The organism is Bacillus sp. LJBS06, from assembly GCF_016924995.1.
GTDB lineage: Bacteria > Bacillota > Bacilli > Bacillales > Bacillaceae > Bacillus > Bacillus stercoris.
The window spans coordinates 3,453,827-3,471,962 of record NZ_CP070483.1; the positions used below are offsets into that span (position 1 = coordinate 3,453,827).

The following is an 18,136-nucleotide window of genomic DNA, read 5'->3' on the forward strand; positions in this document are numbered from 1 at the left end:
TTTACATGTTTACTTTAACACCATTGCAGTTAACTGTCAAACAATAGGAACATAAAAAAACAAGGACTGTTTGAAGACAGTCCTTGTCTTAAGCTAGCTTTGATACGCAAGATATGTGCTGACAGTGCTTTTTGCAAGACAGGCAGAGGAATCTATCATCGGAATCTCACTTTGAAAATGATCTAACACCGCATTTAAATCCGTGCAGGCTGAAATGATTATGTCTGCATGCTGACTGATTTCTTCATATAGCGTCTGCCACAATGCTTGTGTATGCTGCATATGATTTGGCTGTTTGATTGCGGCAATAAGCCGGTTCACAGCGTGCTGCCAAAGGTCCTTGTGAACAACTTCTTGTCCATTTGCCTTCAGGCCATTTTGGTAGATGGCGGATTGGATGGTTGGCTCTGTTCCTAACACCACCGCTTTTTTTGCAGGATGCGGAATCGCTTTTATCGTTTCCTCAACGATATTTAACAAAGGAACCGACAATGACTGCTGAATCTCTTCATAGTAGACATGCGCCGTATTACAAGGCAGCGCAATGAAATCAACGCCTGTTTTCTCGAGCTTTACCGCTCCGTCGATAATCGCTTTCTTCATCTCATCATGGTCAATCGGACGATCTGCATAGAAGGGAGTCGGGCATGAATAGATCATCATGTGCGGATAGTCAATGTCGTTTGAAGCCCCATACAGCTTCTGACAGTAATCAATCACCTTATCAATAAACGGCGAGGTCGATTTCGGCCCCATTCCGGCTAATATTCCGATCATCTAGTTCATTCCTTTCTCATTCGTGCGGACCGCTTCTTCCTCTGAGCCATCCTCATAGAGGATAAAGCTTTTCGCAGCATCCTCGCCTAACATAAACTCGACTTCAACAGACAATGCTCGCAGAAAAAAACGCGTTTCCGAGGAAGGAAATAACTCCAGTCTCAGCTGCCCGGTGATCTCCAAATAAAGCCGTTCATTCTCGGCTGTCACCCGTGCAGCCGTCCCATCCTGAAGCAAGTAGCTGCCAACATAGCGGCTGTATATCGCCGTATCAATTGCTTTTTTCTTTTTATCAGCAGGACGTTCCGGGACCTCATATGGCTGGCCAAATAGAATATGTTCCGCCGCCTTCAGAATCGCTTGTTCATATTCAGTATCCTCTTCCTTATTACTCAAATAGATCAGCGTTTTACGATGATCGATATATCGGATCATCATCGTTGAATAGCCGGGCCATCCTCCGCTATGGCTGACAACCCGCCCTTTTTCAGGACTGTTTTGCAGTACCCAGCCAAAGCCATAATCAATTGTTTCTCCATTATTGAGGCGCACTGGAGAAAACGCGGATTCCTTAGAAGCCTTGCTGATGAATTCGTCCTGGTATAAAGCCTGATCAAAACGAAATAAATCGCTTGTGACAGAGTTCACCGTCCCATCCCCTTGTATGCCATCAAGGTACACAACATAGTTCGTTTCCTCCAGGTCGTCTGGAAGGACGTATGTTTCGGAGTGTACATCATACACATATCCATATGCATAATGATCAATTCGCTCAGGCAAAAGCCTCCTGTTATACACTCTTGTTTCATTCATGCCGATCGGTGAAAAAATACTTGTTTTCATAAAATCCGCATAACTCATGCCAGATGCTTTTTCAATGATAACCGCCAGCAGAACATACCCTGTATTGCTGTACAGCCAGCCTTCATTCGGTTCAAAATAACCGGGCAGCCCCTCATTCATCAGCATATCGACAATATCCTGATTCACCGCAATCTTGTTTTGATCCCAATTGGCAAAAAACCAACCTATATAATCAGGAAGCCCTGACGTATGGTTCAATAAATGCCGAATCGTTACGCCCTGATACGGAAAGCCAGGCAGCCAGCGCCCCACTTGGTCTTCATAGCTGAGAATCCCCTTCTCCTCCAGCAAGATGATTCCCAAAGCTGTAAAAGGCTTCGACAGAGACGCTAACTCAAACAAAGAGTTGGTTTGCAACGGGCGTTTTTCCGTCATTTCCGCATAACCAAAAGAGTGATGATATAAAATATCGCCACCCTCCGCAGCCAGAACCGTCCCGTTAAACTGATGTTTTTCGCCTAATGTCTCAAATAACGTCTGAAGATGCTTTCTTTTATTCTGCTTCATTTCTCCACCTCCCATAGCTTTGTACGTTACCAGGCTATGAACGTTTCAAATATTTTGAAATATCCCTCAGTTAGAGATCCTTTTTAATCGATCACGTATACACGCTGTATACTTTTATTTAGTGGAATGAAATCTTGTGCAATTTTCTGAATGATTATAAAAAAGGCAACTTTATGCCTATGCGACAGAGGCAATAAAAAATACAGAGAACGAAAAGAAATTGATAGATATTTTAGTTCCTTAGACCTGTAATATTATAATCCGTTTATGTTTTTCTATCAAACAAAAGAGGAAAATAGACCAGTTGCAATCCAAACGAGAGTCTAATAGAATGAGGTCGAAAAGTAAATCACGCAGGTTTGTTACTGATAAAGCAGGCAAGACCTAAAATGTGTAAAGGGCAAAGTGTATACTTTGGCGTCACCCCTTACATATTTTAGGTCTTTTTTATTGTGCGTAACTGACTTGCCAACTTCAAACAGGAGGGCTGGAAGAAGCAGACCGCTAACACAGTACATACAAAAAGGAGACATGAACGATGAACATCAAAAAGTTTGCAAAACAAGCAACGGTACTAACCTTTACTACTGCACTGCTGGCAGGAGGCGCGACTCAAGCGTTTGCGAAAGAAGCAACTCAAAAACCATATAAAGAAACTTACGGCATTTCCCATATTACACGCCATGATATGCTGCAAATCCCTGAACAGCAAAAAAATGAAAAATATCAAGTGCCTGAATTCGATTCGTCCACAATTAAAAACATCTCTTCTGCAAAAGGCCTTGACGTTTGGGACAGCTGGCCATTGCAAAACGCTGACGGCACAGTCGCAAACTATCACGGCTACCACATCGTCTTTGCATTAGCCGGAGATCCTAAAAATGCGGATGACACATCTATCTACATGTTCTATCAAAAAGTCGGCGAAACTTCTATTGACAGCTGGAAAAACGCTGGCCGCGTCTTCAAAGACAGCGACAAATTCGATGCAAATGATTCAATCCTGAAAGAACAAACACAAGAATGGTCTGGCTCAGCGACATTCACATCTGACGGTCACATCCGTTTGTTCTACACTGACTTTTCCGGTACACATTACGGCAAACAAACACTGACAACTGCACAAGTTAACGTATCAACATCAGACAACTCTTTGAACATCAACGGTGTAGAGGATCATAAATCAATCTTTGACGGCGATGGCAAAACGTATCAAAATGTACAGCAGTTCATCGATGAAGGCAACTACAGCTCAGGCGATAACCATACGCTGAGAGATCCTCACTACGTAGAAGATAAAGGCCACAAATACTTAGTATTTGAAGCAAACACTGGAACTGAAGATGGCTACCAAGGCGAAGAATCTTTATTTAACAAAGCATACTATGGCAAAAGCACATCGTTCTTCCGTCAAGAAAGTCAAAAACTTCTGCAAAGTGATAAAAAGCGCACTGCTGAATTAGCTAACGGCGCACTCGGCATGATTGAGCTAAACGATGACTACACACTGAAAAAAGTGATGAAACCGCTGATTGCATCTAACACAGTAACAGACGAAATTGAACGTGCGAACGTATTTAAAATGAACGGCAAATGGTATCTGTTCACTGACTCCCGCGGATCAAAAATGACAATTGACGGCATCACGTCTAACGATATTTACATGCTTGGCTATGTTTCTAATTCTTTAACTGGCCCATACAAGCCGCTGAACAAAACTGGCCTTGTGTTAAAAATGGATCTTGATCCTAACGATGTAACCTTTACTTACTCACACTTCGCTGTACCTCAAGCGAAAGGAAACAATGTCGTGATTACAAGCTACATGACAAACAGAGGATTCTACGCAGACAAACAATCAACGTTTGCGCCAAGCTTCCTGCTGAACATCAAAGGCAAGAAAACATCTGTTGTGAAAAACAGCATCCTTGAACAAGGACAATTAACAGTTAACTAATAAAAACGCAAAAGAAAATGCCGATATCCTATTGGCATTTTCTTTTATTTCTTATCAACATCATAAAGGTGAATCCCATATGAACTATAAAAAAGCAGGCAAATGGCTAACCGTATTCCTGAGCTTTTTAGGAATATTGCTGTTTATCGACTTATTTCCAAAAGAAGGACATGACCAAAAAACAAAATCAACACAGAAGCCGGACTACCGGGCGGCATATCATTTTACGACGCCGGATAAATGGAAAAATGACCCTCAAAAACCGATCTATTTTGATGGCAAGTATCATTATTTCTATCTATATAACCGGGATTACCCCAAAGGCAACGGCACAGAATGGCGCCATGCCGTCTCAGAGGATTTGGTGCACTGGACCGATGAAGGCGTGGCGATTCCGAAATATACAAACCCGGACGGTGATATTTGGACCGGTTCCGTCGTGGTGGATAAAGAGAACACAGCCGGCTTCGGGAAAAATGCGCTTGTCGCGATTGTGACACAGCCCTCAGCCAAAGACAAAAAACAGGAACAATATTTGTGGTACAGCACAGACAAAGGAAAATCATTCAAATTCTACAGTGGCAACCCCGTTATGCCTAATCCGGGCACAGACGATTTTAGAGATCCGAAAGTGATATGGGATGACCAGGATAACAAATGGGTCATGGTCATGGCTGAAGGATCAAAAATCGGCTTTTATGAATCCGATAATCTTAAGGACTGGCATTACACAAGCGGATTCTTCCCAGAGCAGGCGGGAATGGTCGAATGTCCTGACCTCTACATGATGCGGGCAAGCGACGGAACGAATAAATGGGTTCTCGGTGCGAGCGCGAACGGTAAACCGTGGGGCAAACCAAATACGTACGCCTACTGGACCGGAAGCTTCGACGGAAAAGAATTCACAGCGGATCAGACTGAAGCCCAATGGCTTGACTATGGTTTTGACTGGTACGGCGGTGTGACGTTCGAAGACAGCAAAAGCACAGATCCATCAGAAAAGCGGTATGCGCTTGCCTGGATGAACAATTGGGATTATGCCAACAACACCCCGACAATGAAGAACGGCTTTAACGGCACAGATTCTGTCATACGCGAACTCCGGCTGCAAGAGCAGGACGGAACATACAGCCTCGTCTCACAGCCGATTGAAGCTTTGGAGCAGCTGACTGTTTCAACTGACAAAATAGAGGATCAGGATGTGAACGGATCAAAAACATTGTCGATAACAGGTGATACGTACCAGCTTGATACGGATCTTTCTTGGTCAGAGCTAAAGAATGCAGGCGTCAGGCTCAGAGAATCTGAAGACCAAAAACGCCATATTGATGTCGGCATTTTCGCTGAAGGCGGCTATGCATATGTCAATAGAGCAGCCACAAATCAGCCTGACAAAAGCAATACCTATGTCGAAAGCAAAGCTCCTTATGATGGAAGCAAACGTAAGGTGCATTTGAAAATACTTGTTGATAAAACAACGATAGAAGTATTTGTTGGCGACGGGAAAACCGTTTTTTCAAATGAAGTCTTCCCAAAGCCTGAAGATAAAGGCATTACTCTTTTTTCTGATGGCGGCACAGCCTCCTTCAAAAATATAACAGTGAAACACTTTGATTCGATTCATGAATAAAAACAGGTGCAGCGCAGGCTGCGCCTGTTTTTTTATTAAGGGCGGTATTCTCTGTTACATATTGGGCATTGTAAGGAATATAAGGCTGGTTTCGAAGGAGGAAGCGAATGTCTAAACAAGGAAATTTTCAGAAATCAATGTCTCTGTTTGATCTGATTTTAATTGGGATGGGAGCCATCTTTGGATCAGCGTGGCTGTTCGCTGTCAGTAATGTCGCTTCAAAAGCTGGGCCCTCCGGCGCTTTTTCCTGGATCCTCGGAGGAGCCATTATTTTGTTAATCGGGCTCGTATATGCAGAGCTCGGAGCCGCTCTGCCCCGTACCGGAGGCATCATTCGATACCCCGTTTATTCACATGGCCACCTTGTCGGCTATTTAATTTCGTTTGTCACGATTGTCGCTTACACAAGCTTGATTTCCATTGAAGTGACCGCTGTGCGCCAGTATGTGGCTTATTGGTTTCCCGGCCTGACCATTAAAGGATCTGATTCACCGACCATTTCCGGCTGGATCTTGCAGTTTGCCTTATTATGCTTGTTTTTCCTGCTGAACTATTGGAGCGTCAAAACCTTCGCTAAGGCGAATTTCATCATATCGATTTTTAAATATATTGTGCCGATTACCATCATTATCGTGCTGATCTTTCATTTTCAGCCGGAGAACTTATCCGTTGAAGGATTTGCACCGTTTGGATTTACAGGTATTCAGGCCGCCATCTCGACAGGCGGCGTGATGTTTGCGTATCTCGGCCTGCATCCAATTGTATCTGTAGCAGGTGAAGTGCAAAATCCAAAGCGTAATATCCCGATCGCTTTAATCATTTGCATCATCGTTTCAACCATCATTTACACTGTTTTGCAGGTCACCTTTATTGGTGCAATTCCGACAGAAACGCTGAAAAATGGCTGGCCGGCAATAGGCCGGGAGTTCTCATTGCCGTTTAAGGATATTGCGGTCATGCTCGGGTTAGGCTGGCTTGCAACGCTTGTCATTTTAGACGCCATTCTGTCTCCCGGGGGAAACGGAAATATTTTTATGAATACGACATCTCGGCTCGTTTACGCCTGGGCGCGCAACGGGACATTATTTGGCATATTCTCAAAGGTCAATAAAGAAACGGGGACACCGCGCGCTTCACTTTGGCTTTCGTTTGCCCTGTCCATTTTCTGGACACTTCCCTTTCCTTCGTGGAACGCGCTCGTCAATGTCTGTTCAGTCGCACTCATTCTTTCATATGCGATTGCACCCATTTCTTCTGCTGCGCTGAGGGTTAACGCGAAGGACTTAGACAGGCCATTTTATTTAAAAGGAATGAGCATTATCGGTCCGCTTTCCTTTATATTTACAGCGTTTATCGTGTACTGGTCAGGATGGAGAACAGTCTCCTGGCTGCTCGGTTCACAGCTCGTGATGTTTTTGATCTATCTCTGCTTCAGCAAATATACACCTAAAGAAGATGTCAGCCTCGCTCAGCAGCTGAAATCAGCCTGGTGGCTTATCGGGTTTTATATTATGATGCTGATCTTTTCCTACATCGGTTCTTTCGGACATGGCTTAGGGATCATCAGCAATCCCATCGACCTCATTTTAGTCGCAATCGGCTCACTTGCGATTTATTACTGGGCCAAGTATACCGGGCTCCCAAAAGCCGCCATTGATTATGATAAATAAAGAAGCAAGAGGTTTTCTTGCTTCTTTATTCTTTACAAACATACATACACGCGATAAAATGAATGAGAGTCAGTCATTTCTAGGAGGTGTTCCTTATGCCAAAACAAACATCAGGCAAATATGAAAAAATTCTGCAGGCAGCCATAGAAGTCATTTCTGAAAAAGGCCTGGATAAGGCTTCTATTTCTGATATTGTCAAAAAGGCCGGCACTGCACAAGGAACATTCTATTTGTATTTCTCATCTAAAAATGCCCTCATACCGGCTATTGCAGAAAATCTTCTCACCCATACACTTGATCAAATCAAAGGCAGGCTGCATGGGGACGAGGATTTTTGGACCGTTTTAGATATATTAATTGATGAGACATTTCTCATTACAGAACGCCATAAGGATATTATTGTCCTCTGTTATTCCGGGCTTGCGATCGACCACTCCATGGAAAAATGGGAAACGATCTATCAGCCTTATTATTCCTGGCTTGAAAAAATCATCAATAAGGCAATTGCAAACCATGAGATAACGGAAGGAATCAATTCAAAATGGACGGCCAGAACGATTATCAACTTGGTCGAGAACACTGCGGAACGATTCTATATCGGATTTGAACAAGATGAAAATGTTGAAGTGTATAAAAAAGAAATCTTTACTTTCTTAAAACGAAGTTTAGGTACTGCTTAAAAAATGACTGGGTAACACCGATCATTTTTTACGCCCTGAAAATGACTGACGTTCATTCATAAATTAGAGAGGTGTTTCATTTGAATTGGGTTCTTGTTTTGATTGCAGGACTTTTAGAAGTTGTTTGGGCCTCTTCCCTCAAACATGCCGATTCGCTTTTGGATTGGATCATCATTTTTATCTTGATCGCGATCAGCTTTCTCCTGTTGATCCGCTCTTATCGAAAAATCCCCATGGCCGCCGCGTACACTGTGTTTGTCGGAATCGGAACCGTCGGAACATATATGACCGGAATTGTTCTGGGCGAATCCTTCTCAGCAGCCCAGATGTTCTTTTTAGCTTTGTTGCTCGCTGGCATTTTAGGAATGAAATTATTTACGAAAGAAAGCAAATCTCAGCCGGGAGGTGAACAATAATGGCATGGTTTTTATTAGTGATTGCCGGCATAGAAGAAATTATAGCTGCCGTTGCCATGAAATATATTGATGGGACAAGAAAAAAATGGCCGATCATTGTGATGACGCTTGGATTCGGCTTATCCTTTTACTGCCTGTCCCAAGCGATGATCGTCCTGCCTGCCGGAGTCGCTTATGCCGTCTGGACCGGCATTGGCAGCATTGGCGTTTCGGCGGTCGGGCTCATTTGGTTTAAGGAGCGGTTTCAGCTCTCACAGGTGATTTCTCTTTGCCTTATCCTAGCCGGCGTTATCGGCTTGCGTCTTACGTCTTCTTCATAAAATAAAGGCATATACAGCTGTATATGCCTTTGCCATTAAGCGTCGTGATGTTTTTCAAGATGAAGCGGCGGCGGGATGAGCCAGCCTTTGTTTTTTAGCAGCCTTAAGTATTTTGCGCCGGTTGCCGCTTTCGATATATGAAATTGCCCAAACATCATGGCAATATCCTCACGAATCGATTGCCCCATCATTTTGCTGCATGTCACAAGACCTGCAGCATTTTCCGCTGCCGCGGAGGCCGCCACATCCGGATCGAGAAACCGTGCACCGGGCGGAATATCGTTAAGATCTGCTGTCGGCGGTTCAGGAGAAGCCGGCGGCAGCGCCACCCCGTTTTCTTTCAGGATCGTGCTGACCTGTTTGATTTCATCTTGGCATTTCTCAATAGACTCACGTAGCAGCTTCTACAGGTCGTCATCACCGACATGATGCAATAGCATCTGGTAATTGCCGACCATTTTATTGCCCGCCATCACATAACTCCACAAGCCGAATACCTCACCATAATGCATCGGTTCATCCTGCGGGTTTCCGCTTAAAATACCCATGTTCATCCTCCTCGCAAATTCAATATCGCACATCTCATAAACTGCCCGAGAGGAGGAAAATATATGTTGCAGCAAGAAAGATTTATGAAACAAAAAAGACAAGAGCGGCAAAATGCCAAACCCTTGTCTTTCCTGTTGTTCTATTGGACGCGCTCGGAGGGATTCGAACCCCCGACAGACGTGGTACCGGAAACCACCGCTCTATCCAACTGAGCTACGAGCGCATATGGACTGCGTTATGAGAACGTCAGCACAACTAATTATACGATAATTCCATTCAAATAACAACCCTCTATTTCAAGACGCCGTTTTTTAAACAGACACAGCATCTTAATTGGCAATTTGACATAAGATGGTTTGAACCCCTGTATTTTTGGGGAAAATGGGAAAAAGAGACGACTTTGCATATCAGGCCAGCTTTTTGTTTGACCTTTATTGACCAAAAATGTATCATGTAACTACATACTTACCTAAAAGGTGAAGGAGGAGCATTATGAATTTAATACCTACAGTCATTGAACAAACGAACCGCGGGGAAAGAGCGTATGACATTTATTCTCGTCTATTAAAGGATCGTATCATCATGCTTGGATCTGCGATTGATGACAACGTTGCGAACTCCATCGTGTCACAGCTTTTATTCTTAGCAGCAGAAGACCCTGAAAAAGAAATTTCTCTTTACATCAACAGCCCGGGCGGCTCTATTACAGCCGGTATGGCGATCTATGATACCATGCAGTTTATTAAACCGAAAGTATCTACAATTTGTATCGGTATGGCTGCGTCAATGGGCGCGTTCCTGCTTGCAGCCGGTGAAAAAGGCAAACGCTATGCGCTTCCAAACAGTGAAGTCATGATTCACCAGCCTCTTGGCGGTGCGCAAGGTCAAGCGACAGAAATTGAAATTGCCGCGAAACGCATTCTCTTGCTTCGCGACAAATTAAACAAAGTCCTTGCTGAACGTACTGGCCAGCCGCTTGAAGTAATCGAACGCGACACAGACCGTGATAACTTCAAGTCTGCTGAAGAAGCGCTTGAATACGGCCTGATTGACAAAATTTTGACTCACACAGAAGACAAATAGTCACAACAAAACCTGCAGGAGCTGCGTCTCTTGCAGGTTTTTTATTTAAACACTTTTGATTCTATACTGCTCCCATTCCCCGTGTAACAGCTCAAGTGTCAGATCACTCGTCTGCCTCACAACCAGATCAGCACCAAGCATCGACTGTTCTTGACCGACTCCAACCGCAAACATCCCTGCGGATTTGATTGCGGAAATGCCTGCTTCTGCGTCTTCTATTGCCGCGCAATCAGCCGGGGAAACATCGAGCAGCGCTGCAGCTGTTAAAAAGATTTCAGGATCGGGCTTCCCCTTCGCAAGAGCTGCCGGGTCAACAATGGCATCAAAATCATCAATAATTGCCAAATGTCTTAAAATCTCGGGGGCATTGCGGCTAGAGGATGCTAACCCGATTTTTATATTTTCGTTTTTTAATTGACATAGAAGCCTGCCGATCCCCGGCAAAAGATCTTCCGGCGTCAATTTGCTGATCAGCGTTTGATAATATTGATTCTTTTGATGCATGAGTTCTTGTTTCTCAGCATTTGTATACTTTTTTTCCGCTCCGCCAAAAATAAGTATCCTTTCAAGTGACGCTTCTCGGCTGATTCCTTTTAGCCTTTCATTCATGTCTCTGTCAAAGGGGATATCGATTTGTTCTGCGATGTGCTTCCAAGCAAGAAAATGATATTCAGCTGTATCTGTTATCACTCCGTCTAAATCAAAAATGACAGCTCTCATATGCTAATGCCCATCACAGCTTCATAAGGTTTGAGGCTAATACTTTTCAAGTCAGCCGGCTCCTGCGGATAGTTCGAAATCAACACTTTCCAACGCTCATGAATCAGTTCCGGAGGCGCTTCGAACAGCGCCTTTTCTTCCGACAAATTCACAACGACGAGAAGCTTTTCCCCTTGATATTCTCGGAGGTAAGAAAAAACTTGCGGATCATTTTCCTGCAGCAGCTGATAATCGCCATATATGATGATCTTATATTGCTTTCGTAATTGAATGAGCTTCTGATAGTAATAGAAAATGGAATCTTGATCTTCCAAGGACTCTTTCACATTGATAGCTTGATAGCGGGAATTTACCGGTATCCACGGGGCTCCGGCTGTGAATCCCGCATGTTTTCCGGCATCCCACTGCATCGGTGTTCTCGCATGATCCCGTCCTTTTGTCATCACGGCTTTGAGAAACTCTTTTTCTGACATCGTTTTGTTTTCAACGACTAGCTCACGATATGCATTTTTTATTTCAAGATCGTCATACATCTCCAGCGGCATATCGCTGTTGACCATACCGATTTCTTCTCCTTGGTAAATAAACGGCGTTCCTTTCATGCCGTGCAGAACCGTTGCAAATGCCTTCGCACATTCCTTACGCAGCTTCCCGTCATTGCCCCAGCGAGAAATAACCCTCGGCTGATCATGGTTTTCAAAATACAGGGTATTCCAGCCGACATTCATTAACCCGGTCTGCCACCTTGTCATCGTCTTTTTTAAAGCAACCAAATCGAACGGTTTGATCTGCCATTTCCCATTTGGCGAGTTTTGTTCTGTATCAATATCCATATGTTCAAATGTAAAGATCATATTCAGCTCTTGCCTGCTTGCGTCTGTATATTTTTTCGCCTCTTCAATATCAGAGCCGTTTGCCTCTCCGACCGTCATGCAGTCATAATGAGAAAGCACTTCCCTGTTCATTTCTTGAATAAACTCATGAAGACGGGGGCCGTTAGAATGATAACGGCCGACGATATAGCTGCGGGTGTGATCCGTTTCGTAGTCCGGAAAATCGGTGTGCTTGGAAATGGAGCCGATCACATCCATTCGCCAGCCGTCAACGCCTTTATCCATCCAGAATCTCATTACATCATAAACTTCCCGGCGAACGGCATCATTTTCCCAATTTAAATCAGGCTGTTTTTTCGAAAAGTAATGCAAATAATACTGTCCTGTCCCTTCATCGTATGTCCACGCCGAGCCTGAAAAGATCGATCCCCAATTATTCGGCTCTGAGCCGTCCGGTTTAGGATCTTTCCAAAAATAATAATCCCGGTAAGGATTGTCCTTCGATTTGCGGCTTTCAGCAAACCAGGCATGCTCATCCGACGTGTGGTTCACAACCAAATCCATGACGATTTTCATTCCGCGTTTATGGACTTCATCTATCAGCTGAAACATATCTTCATTTGTCCCAAACTTTTCGTACATGTTTTTGTAGTCACTGATATCGTAGCCGTTGTCATCCTGCGGGGAATCAAACACCGGGGAGAGCCAGATGACATCCGCCCCGAGATTTTTGATGTAATCCAGCTTTTGAATCACACCTTGCAAATCTCCAAATCCATCTCCATTGGCATCATAAAAACTGCGCGGGTAAATTTGATAAACGACAGCTTCTTTCCACCATTCACTCATTAGGGATTCTCCTTTCACATCGTCCCTTTAGGACAACCGGTTCCTCATAAACTTTCATATGCAGCGGCTCGCCTTTTACAAGCTCAAACACGGCGCTCCTTTCGTCAACCGTCACATTGAGTAATCGGTTTCGATAATTGATGTTGAATGAATAGCCGTCCCATTCCTTCGGTAAAAACGGATGAAATGACAGCGTCTCATTCGCGGTGCGCATGCCCGCAAAACCGTGAACAATTGCCAGCCAGCTTCCCGTCATTGAAGTAATATGCAAGCCTTCTTCCGTATCATGATTGTAATTATCAAGATCAAGCCTTGCTGTGCGCTTATATAATTCGAGCGCTTTTTGTTCCAGCTTGAGTTCGGCTGCGAGAATCGCATGGACAGATGGCGATAGGCTTGATTCATGAACAGTCATCGGTTCATAAAATTCAAAGTGTCGCCGTTTTTCTTCCATTGTAAAACGGTCATTAAAAAAATACATGCCTTGGAGAACATCTGCCTGCTTAATAAAATTGGAACGGAGAATTTTGTCCCATGACCAATTCTGATAAAGAGGCCGATCAGCTGGATCTAATTCATCAACTGTTTGCAGGTCTTTGTCCAAGAATGTGTCATGCTGAACGAAAATCTGCAGTTCTTCACTATACGGATAGTACATGTGCTGGATGATTTCTCTCCAGACGCTCAATTCTTCTTCCTGTATATCAAGAAGGCGGCGTTTCTCCGCTGAGATACTTTCGAGATTTTCTAATGTATACTCCAACGTCCAAGCCGCAATGACATTTGTATACCAATTGTTGTTGACGTTGTTTTCATATTCATTCGGCCCTGTGACGCCATGGATCATATACTTGTTTTTTCGTTTCGAGAAGTGAACGCGATCGGCCCAAAATCTGCTGACTGCCACAAGAACGTCTATTCCATATTCCTCCATATAGCCGCGGTCGCCTGTATAATTGATATAATTGTAGATTGCATAGCAGATCGCGCCATTGCGGTGAATTTCTTCAAAGGTGATCTCCCATTCGTTGTGGCATTCATCCCCTGTAAACGTCACCATCGGATAAAGGGCCCCCTTCATCCCCAATTTTGCGGCGTTTCGTTTAGCAGGCTCCAACTGATGATAGCGGTACAAAAGCAGGTTTTTCGTCACCTCTGGCTCGGCTGTCGCCAAATACATCGGAACAGCGTAAGCCTCTGTGTCCCAATAGGCGGCACCTCCATATTTCTCGCCAGTAAATCCTTTCGGCCCGATATTCAAACGGGCATCGCCCCCGTAGTATGTCGAGAATAACTGAAAGATATTGTAGCGGATTCCTTGCTGAAGCTCCTCATCCCCTTTAATCTCAATGTCCGCTTTTGACCATCTTTCCTTCCATTGATCAGTGTGCCTCCGTTTTGCTTCTTCGTAACCGTTCTCAACAGCATTCGCCAAAAGCTCCTTAGCTTTCGTTAACAATTCTTCTTCCCGAAAATCACGGGAAGTCGTGACGATAATAAACTTTTTCAAAGATGCCTTCGCTTGGTAGCTGTAGCGATTCTCAACATACATCCCGGCTGTTTGAGAGCTTTCACTGACAAAGCCATCTGTCACGTTTGCCATTGCGGCTAAAACAGTAAAACGCGGTGTTCTAAATGGATTTTCGATCGTTTTTGCCGCTAAATAGCCGCTGTGGGAATCAGCCCCTTTCACTTCTTCCTGCCAAAACTGTTCTTGGTAGTTAGAATCTTCATTTGCCACATTTCCATCCAGGTATGGAACAAGCGTAATGACAGCATCTCCCGTCAGGCACTCCGCTTCATAATGAATTGCGCAAAGTTCTTTTACAGCAAGGCTAAGAAATCGCTCCGAGCTGATTCTGACGGTTTTATCCTGAATGCGGACAACAGCGCTTCGCCGCAGAATCCCCTCTTTCATATTGAGTTCCACCTCAAATGATTCGATTTGATTTTGATAGAGATCAATTTTTTCACCGTCTACAAATAAGCCTATGCCTATAAAGTTCATCGCATTGATTACTTTACCGAAATATTCCGGATACCCGTTTTTCCACCAGCCTACTCGCGTTTTGTCAGGGAACCACACGCCTGCAATATATGTGCCTTGGTGACTGTCGCCTGAATAGCCTTCTTCAAAATTCCCTCTGACCCCCATATAGCCGTTGGCAAGAGACGTCAGGCTTTCCAGCAGCCGCGTGTGCTCCTTTTGAAATGTATTTGTTTTGATTTTCCATTCATCAATCTCAAATAACCGCTGATTTATCATCATTTCCTCCCGAATGTAAGTTTCCATTATCACGGCGGGATTTTGTCAAATATCTAAATGCAAAAGTGATCATTAAAGTGACGCCGCACGAATGGATCATCAATACAGTAATTAAGTCAAAATGAATCAGACCGATAGCAGCTGCCGCAAATGCCGGCAGTGCTGAAGCGCAAATCGCTATAGATGCCGCTTCCTTGAATGACGCAATAGAGACCATGTTTGATCTTTTTGTGATCCAAAGGCCTCCGGCAAGAACAACCGTTACAAACAGCTGGATCATCAAAATCACCGCATATGCCAGGAGCATAATCATCGGCTTATACTGCGCCAACCACAATGTATCGATCAAAACCTCTACATCATGGGCGTTTGGATTCTCGAGCTTAACGTCCATTTTTGCATAGCCAACAGAAAACCCTGCTCCGTTTTGATCGGTCATTACCAGTCGATCAGGCTGAAATACGATGGCGTTGTCAAATCCCTTCACTTTCAATCGCCCATTTTCACCGTTTGTCTCATATTCATGCTTCATATCGACAGCCATCACATTCTGCCCATCTTCAATCCTCTCAGAGCTCTTCACGCCTGTTAGTTTTCCGTTTCTGATTTGAACACCTTGTAATTGATCAGCAAATGTATCATTCACCTTTTGAATCGCTGACGGCACGAAAGATGCAACGCTGAAACGATCCATTTTCAGAAACGAAACTGTCAACGGTGCCATCAAGGAGGCCGTTACAAACATAAAGAGAAAAGAGAGCTGCAGCCAGCTGAAGGTATTCCCCCAGCGGCAAACACCTGATGGAGATGCAACCGCCTTCAGGCAGCAGATGATAAAGCTTTTATTCTCCAGATTCTTCATTGAATTACCCCTTTGTTCCGCCGGCTGTCAAACCGGACACAAAGTTCTTTTGGAGAAAAAAGAATAGAACGCATATCGGCAGTGCGGCAAGGATGGCACCAGCCGCAAATAGAGCGACTTTTTGCTGCTGCGGATTTGAAATAAAGGACTGCAGCCCTACAGCAATGGTCAGCCTTTCCGGTGAGCGAAGCAAAAACTTTGCCAGCAAATAATCGCCAAACGGTGCCATAAACGCCCAAAGCGCTTGCACCGCGAGCATTGGCTTAACAAGCGGCAGAACGATTGAAACGAAAATCCTCAGATGGCCCGCTCCGTCAATTCGCGCGGCTTCATCAATTTCTCTCGGCACAGTATCAAAATAACCTTTCATCAGCCACGTGTTCATCGGAATTCCGCCGCCGATATAAATAGCTGTCAAAAACCAGTATTGATCGAGTGCGCCTATCAGCATCGCCAAGACATAAAAAGCAGTCAGCGCTGCCATCGTTGGCACCATTTGAATGATTAAAAAGAATATCAGGCTCTTTTTTCTGCCTGCAAACCGATAGCGGCTGTACGAGTACCCGGCAAGCGTCACGATTGTAACCTGTAAAACCATAACCGATAGCGCGATGACGAGTGTATTGCTGTACCAATTGAGATAAAGCGTTTCGTCAAATAGCCGCTTAAAATGATCCAATGTCCAAGCCCCCGAAAAATCGAGCTGAAAAGCCGCCGAATTCCCCACACGGAAGGCTGATGATGCCGTAATCAGCAACGGATATATAATGACAATACTTAAAAGCGTTAAAAACAAATACGTACAGATTCTACTAAGGAATCTGGCAGTTCTCGCGTTCACCTACATAACCTCCTCATTGCCAAAAGCATTCGATTTTTTGAAAGCAATCAGTGAAATTCCAATGACAATGAAAGAAATTAACAGTGTCACAGCCGCCGCAACAGAATATTGGGGTGATGTGCCTGTTGTCAGTTTATAAATCCACGAAATTAAGATATCGGTCGACCCGGCTCCGGCTCCCGCACTGCCTGGTCCTCCCTCATTAAATAAGTAGATGATCGAGAAATTATTGAAATTAAACGTATACTGAGTAATCATCACGGGTGCTGTCGCAAATAAAATCATCGGAAATGTAATATGCCGAAAACGCTGAATAAAAGTGGCCCCGTCAATCTTTGCCGCTTCATATAATTCACCTGGAATCGCCTGAAGCACTCCCGTTACCATGACATAAATATATGGAAAGCCGAGCCACGTCTGAATCATAATGAGGGCTGTCTTTGTCCAGAAAGGATCGGTCTTCCACGCGATCGCAGGCAGCTCAACAAACGGCAGATGATTGAATAGTGGAATCACCTGTGCATTCACCGCTCCTATGCTGTCGTTAAACATGTTGGAAAAACTCATGATTGTAATAAACGCCGGAACAGCCCATGGAAATAAGAAAATCATTCGAAATATCCGCTTGCCTTTGATAAAATCCTGATTGACGAAAAGGGCGGTCACAATACCTAAAATGATTTGCAGCGTTGTTGCGCAAATGGTCCAGATGACCGTCCAGCCGAGTACATTTACAAATGTTTCACGATAGGAGCCGAGGAAAAAAATATTCAAGAAATTCTTGAAACCGACCCAGTCAATCAGATGATTAGGCGGTATATGATAAAAATCATAGTTTGTACATGCAACAAACAGAGTCACCAAAACCGGAAAGATAATCACAAATACCATCATGATATATGCCGGCAGTGTAAAGAGATATGGAAACCCTTTATCACCCGCATAACTGAGCATATCCTTGGCCGATGTATTGATCTCCAAACCCGCCGCTTTCATTGCGGCGGTCTTACGCGAATCATGAATATTAAAGATATAGAACATGAGGAAAATCACCGTCACGATCAATTGCAGCGTGCCTTCAATCAGCATAAACAGCGAGTGGTCTTCACCGGCAACACTTCCCAATGTCATCAATCCGGTTAGCGCCTGAATACCGAAAACGCATAATTCAAAAGCAAACAAGCCTGTGATGGCAAGAAATAAGAGCCCCTTTGACAACTGCTGATTCGCAATCTGCCCAAGTCCTGGAATGATCGATAAAAGCCCTGCCTTTCGTTTTTGCTTTGCAAGTGTATGATGTTTATTCATTTTT

The 18,136-nt window shown here is 44.1% G+C and carries 15 protein-coding genes, 1 tRNA gene and 1 pseudogene; 7 read left to right on the plus strand and 10 right to left on the minus strand.

The genetic code is table 11. The features are described 5' to 3' along the window. Positions 1-93: 93 nt before the first annotated feature. Together racX and JQX68_RS17615 are read right to left on the minus strand one after the other, a co-directional pair. Entirely contained in the window at positions 94-777 is a 684-nt protein-coding gene (gene racX, locus JQX68_RS17610; protein ID WP_147772561.1) for a broad specificity amino-acid racemase RacX, read from the minus strand. Further along, the gene (locus tag JQX68_RS17615; protein ID WP_040081741.1) at positions 778-2,148 is read right to left on the minus strand and encodes a serine hydrolase; all 1,371 of its coding nucleotides are present in this window, start codon (positions 2,146-2,148) and stop codon (positions 778-780) included. Between the two features lie 538 nt (positions 2,149-2,686). Here JQX68_RS17615 and sacB point away from each other — a divergent pair. The 6 genes from sacB (at position 2,687) to JQX68_RS17645 (ending at position 8,821) form a co-directional block, all read left to right on the plus strand. Further along, positions 2,687-4,105, plus strand: coding sequence for a levansucrase (sacB, locus tag JQX68_RS17620; RefSeq protein WP_014665463.1), 1,419 nt, complete (start codon positions 2,687-2,689; stop codon positions 4,103-4,105). A 79-nt stretch (positions 4,106-4,184) separates the two neighbouring features. Then, entirely contained in the window at positions 4,185-5,735 is a 1,551-nt protein-coding gene (levB, locus tag JQX68_RS17625) for a 2,6-beta-fructan 6-levanbiohydrolase (protein WP_136653784.1), read from the plus strand. Positions 5,736-5,842: 107 nt separating this feature from the next. Then, entirely contained in the window at positions 5,843-7,405 is a 1,563-nt protein-coding gene (gene aspP, locus JQX68_RS17630; protein ID WP_147772562.1) for an aspartate/proton symporter AspP, read from the plus strand. A 95-nt stretch (positions 7,406-7,500) separates the two neighbouring features. Next, positions 7,501-8,085: a TetR/AcrR family transcriptional regulator gene (locus JQX68_RS17635; protein ID WP_014665467.1), complete on the plus strand. Its 585-nt coding sequence runs from the start codon at positions 7,501-7,503 to the stop codon at positions 8,083-8,085. Between the two features lie 80 nt (positions 8,086-8,165). Beyond that, complete coding sequence (locus JQX68_RS17640; protein WP_134975076.1) at positions 8,166-8,501, plus strand: SMR family transporter; 336 nt, start codon at positions 8,166-8,168, stop codon at positions 8,499-8,501. Continuing rightward, positions 8,501-8,821, plus strand: coding sequence for a DMT family transporter (locus JQX68_RS17645; RefSeq protein ID WP_069150367.1), 321 nt, complete (start codon positions 8,501-8,503; stop codon positions 8,819-8,821). The genes JQX68_RS17640 and JQX68_RS17645 overlap by 1 nt, the downstream gene beginning before the upstream one ends. A gap of 35 nt (positions 8,822-8,856) precedes the next feature. Here JQX68_RS17645 and JQX68_RS17650 read toward each other — a convergent pair. Both JQX68_RS17650 and JQX68_RS17655 read right to left on the minus strand, forming a co-directional pair. After that, positions 8,857-9,369: pseudogene (locus tag JQX68_RS17650) on the minus strand (DUF3231 family protein). Between the two features lie 148 nt (positions 9,370-9,517). Further along, a tRNA-Arg gene (locus JQX68_RS17655) sits at positions 9,518-9,593 on the minus strand. A gap of 269 nt (positions 9,594-9,862) precedes the next feature. Between JQX68_RS17655 and clpP the strand changes: the two genes are divergently transcribed. After that, positions 9,863-10,453, plus strand: a complete 591-nt coding sequence (clpP, locus tag JQX68_RS17660) for an ATP-dependent Clp endopeptidase proteolytic subunit ClpP (protein ID WP_014665471.1) — start codon at positions 9,863-9,865, stop codon at positions 10,451-10,453. Between the two features lie 45 nt (positions 10,454-10,498). Here the strand turns inward: clpP and pgmB are convergent, their stop codons facing one another. Genes pgmB through mdxF form a run of 6 tightly spaced genes read right to left on the minus strand, consistent with a single transcriptional unit; the run spans position 10,499 to position 18,132 of the window. Next, a complete protein-coding gene (gene pgmB, locus JQX68_RS17665; protein WP_069150369.1) occupies positions 10,499-11,173 on the minus strand; it encodes a beta-phosphoglucomutase in 675 nt (224 codons plus the stop codon). After that, positions 11,170-12,855: an oligo-1,6-glucosidase gene (malL, locus tag JQX68_RS17670; protein WP_205440365.1), complete on the minus strand. Its 1,686-nt coding sequence runs from the start codon at positions 12,853-12,855 to the stop codon at positions 11,170-11,172. The genes pgmB and malL overlap by 4 nt, the downstream gene beginning before the upstream one ends. Further along, a complete protein-coding gene (locus JQX68_RS17675; RefSeq protein WP_069150371.1) occupies positions 12,848-15,121 on the minus strand; it encodes a glycoside hydrolase family 65 protein in 2,274 nt (757 codons plus the stop codon). The genes malL and JQX68_RS17675 overlap by 8 nt, the downstream gene beginning before the upstream one ends. Next, positions 15,099-15,983, minus strand: a complete 885-nt coding sequence (locus JQX68_RS17680) for a DUF1189 domain-containing protein (protein ID WP_069150372.1) — start codon at positions 15,981-15,983, stop codon at positions 15,099-15,101. Before JQX68_RS17680 ends, JQX68_RS17675 begins: the two co-directional genes overlap by 23 nt. A gap of 4 nt (positions 15,984-15,987) precedes the next feature. Beyond that, complete coding sequence (mdxG, locus tag JQX68_RS17685; protein ID WP_147772566.1) at positions 15,988-16,824, minus strand: maltodextrin ABC transporter permease MdxG; 837 nt, start codon at positions 16,822-16,824, stop codon at positions 15,988-15,990. Further along, entirely contained in the window at positions 16,825-18,132 is a 1,308-nt protein-coding gene (gene mdxF, locus JQX68_RS17690) for a maltodextrin ABC transporter permease MdxF (protein WP_040081736.1), read from the minus strand. It abuts the gene before it with no gap. Positions 18,133-18,136 lie beyond the last annotated feature (4 nt).

What these genes read in the sequence shown, in the direction of transcription:
- JQX68_RS17615 (WP_040081741.1), bottom strand. Translation starts at nt 2,148, where the DNA reads ATGAAGCAGAATAAAAGAAAGCATCTTCAGACGTTATTTGAGACATTA.
- JQX68_RS17680 (WP_069150372.1), bottom strand. Translation starts at nt 15,983, where the DNA reads ATGAAGAATCTGGAGAATAAAAGCTTTATCATCTGCTGCCTGAAGGCG.
- clpP (WP_014665471.1), top strand. Translation starts at nt 9,863, where the DNA reads ATGAATTTAATACCTACAGTCATTGAACAAACGAACCGCGGGGAAAGA.
- JQX68_RS17675 (WP_069150371.1), bottom strand. Translation starts at nt 15,121, where the DNA reads ATGATAAATCAGCGGTTATTTGAGATTGATGAATGGAAAATCAAAACA.
- aspP (WP_147772562.1), top strand. Translation starts at nt 5,843, where the DNA reads ATGTCTAAACAAGGAAATTTTCAGAAATCAATGTCTCTGTTTGATCTG.
- sacB (WP_014665463.1), top strand. Translation starts at nt 2,687, where the DNA reads ATGAACATCAAAAAGTTTGCAAAACAAGCAACGGTACTAACCTTTACT.
- pgmB (WP_069150369.1), bottom strand. Translation starts at nt 11,173, where the DNA reads ATGAGAGCTGTCATTTTTGATTTAGACGGAGTGATAACAGATACAGCT.
- JQX68_RS17635 (WP_014665467.1), top strand. Translation starts at nt 7,501, where the DNA reads ATGCCAAAACAAACATCAGGCAAATATGAAAAAATTCTGCAGGCAGCC.
- racX (WP_147772561.1), bottom strand. Translation starts at nt 777, where the DNA reads ATGATCGGAATATTAGCCGGAATGGGGCCGAAATCGACCTCGCCGTTT.
- malL (WP_205440365.1), bottom strand. Translation starts at nt 12,855, where the DNA reads ATGAGTGAATGGTGGAAAGAAGCTGTCGTTTATCAAATTTACCCGCGC.
- mdxF (WP_040081736.1), bottom strand. Translation starts at nt 18,132, where the DNA reads ATGAATAAACATCATACACTTGCAAAGCAAAAACGAAAGGCAGGGCTT.
- levB (WP_136653784.1), top strand. Translation starts at nt 4,185, where the DNA reads ATGAACTATAAAAAAGCAGGCAAATGGCTAACCGTATTCCTGAGCTTT.
- JQX68_RS17645 (WP_069150367.1), top strand. Translation starts at nt 8,501, where the DNA reads ATGGCATGGTTTTTATTAGTGATTGCCGGCATAGAAGAAATTATAGCT.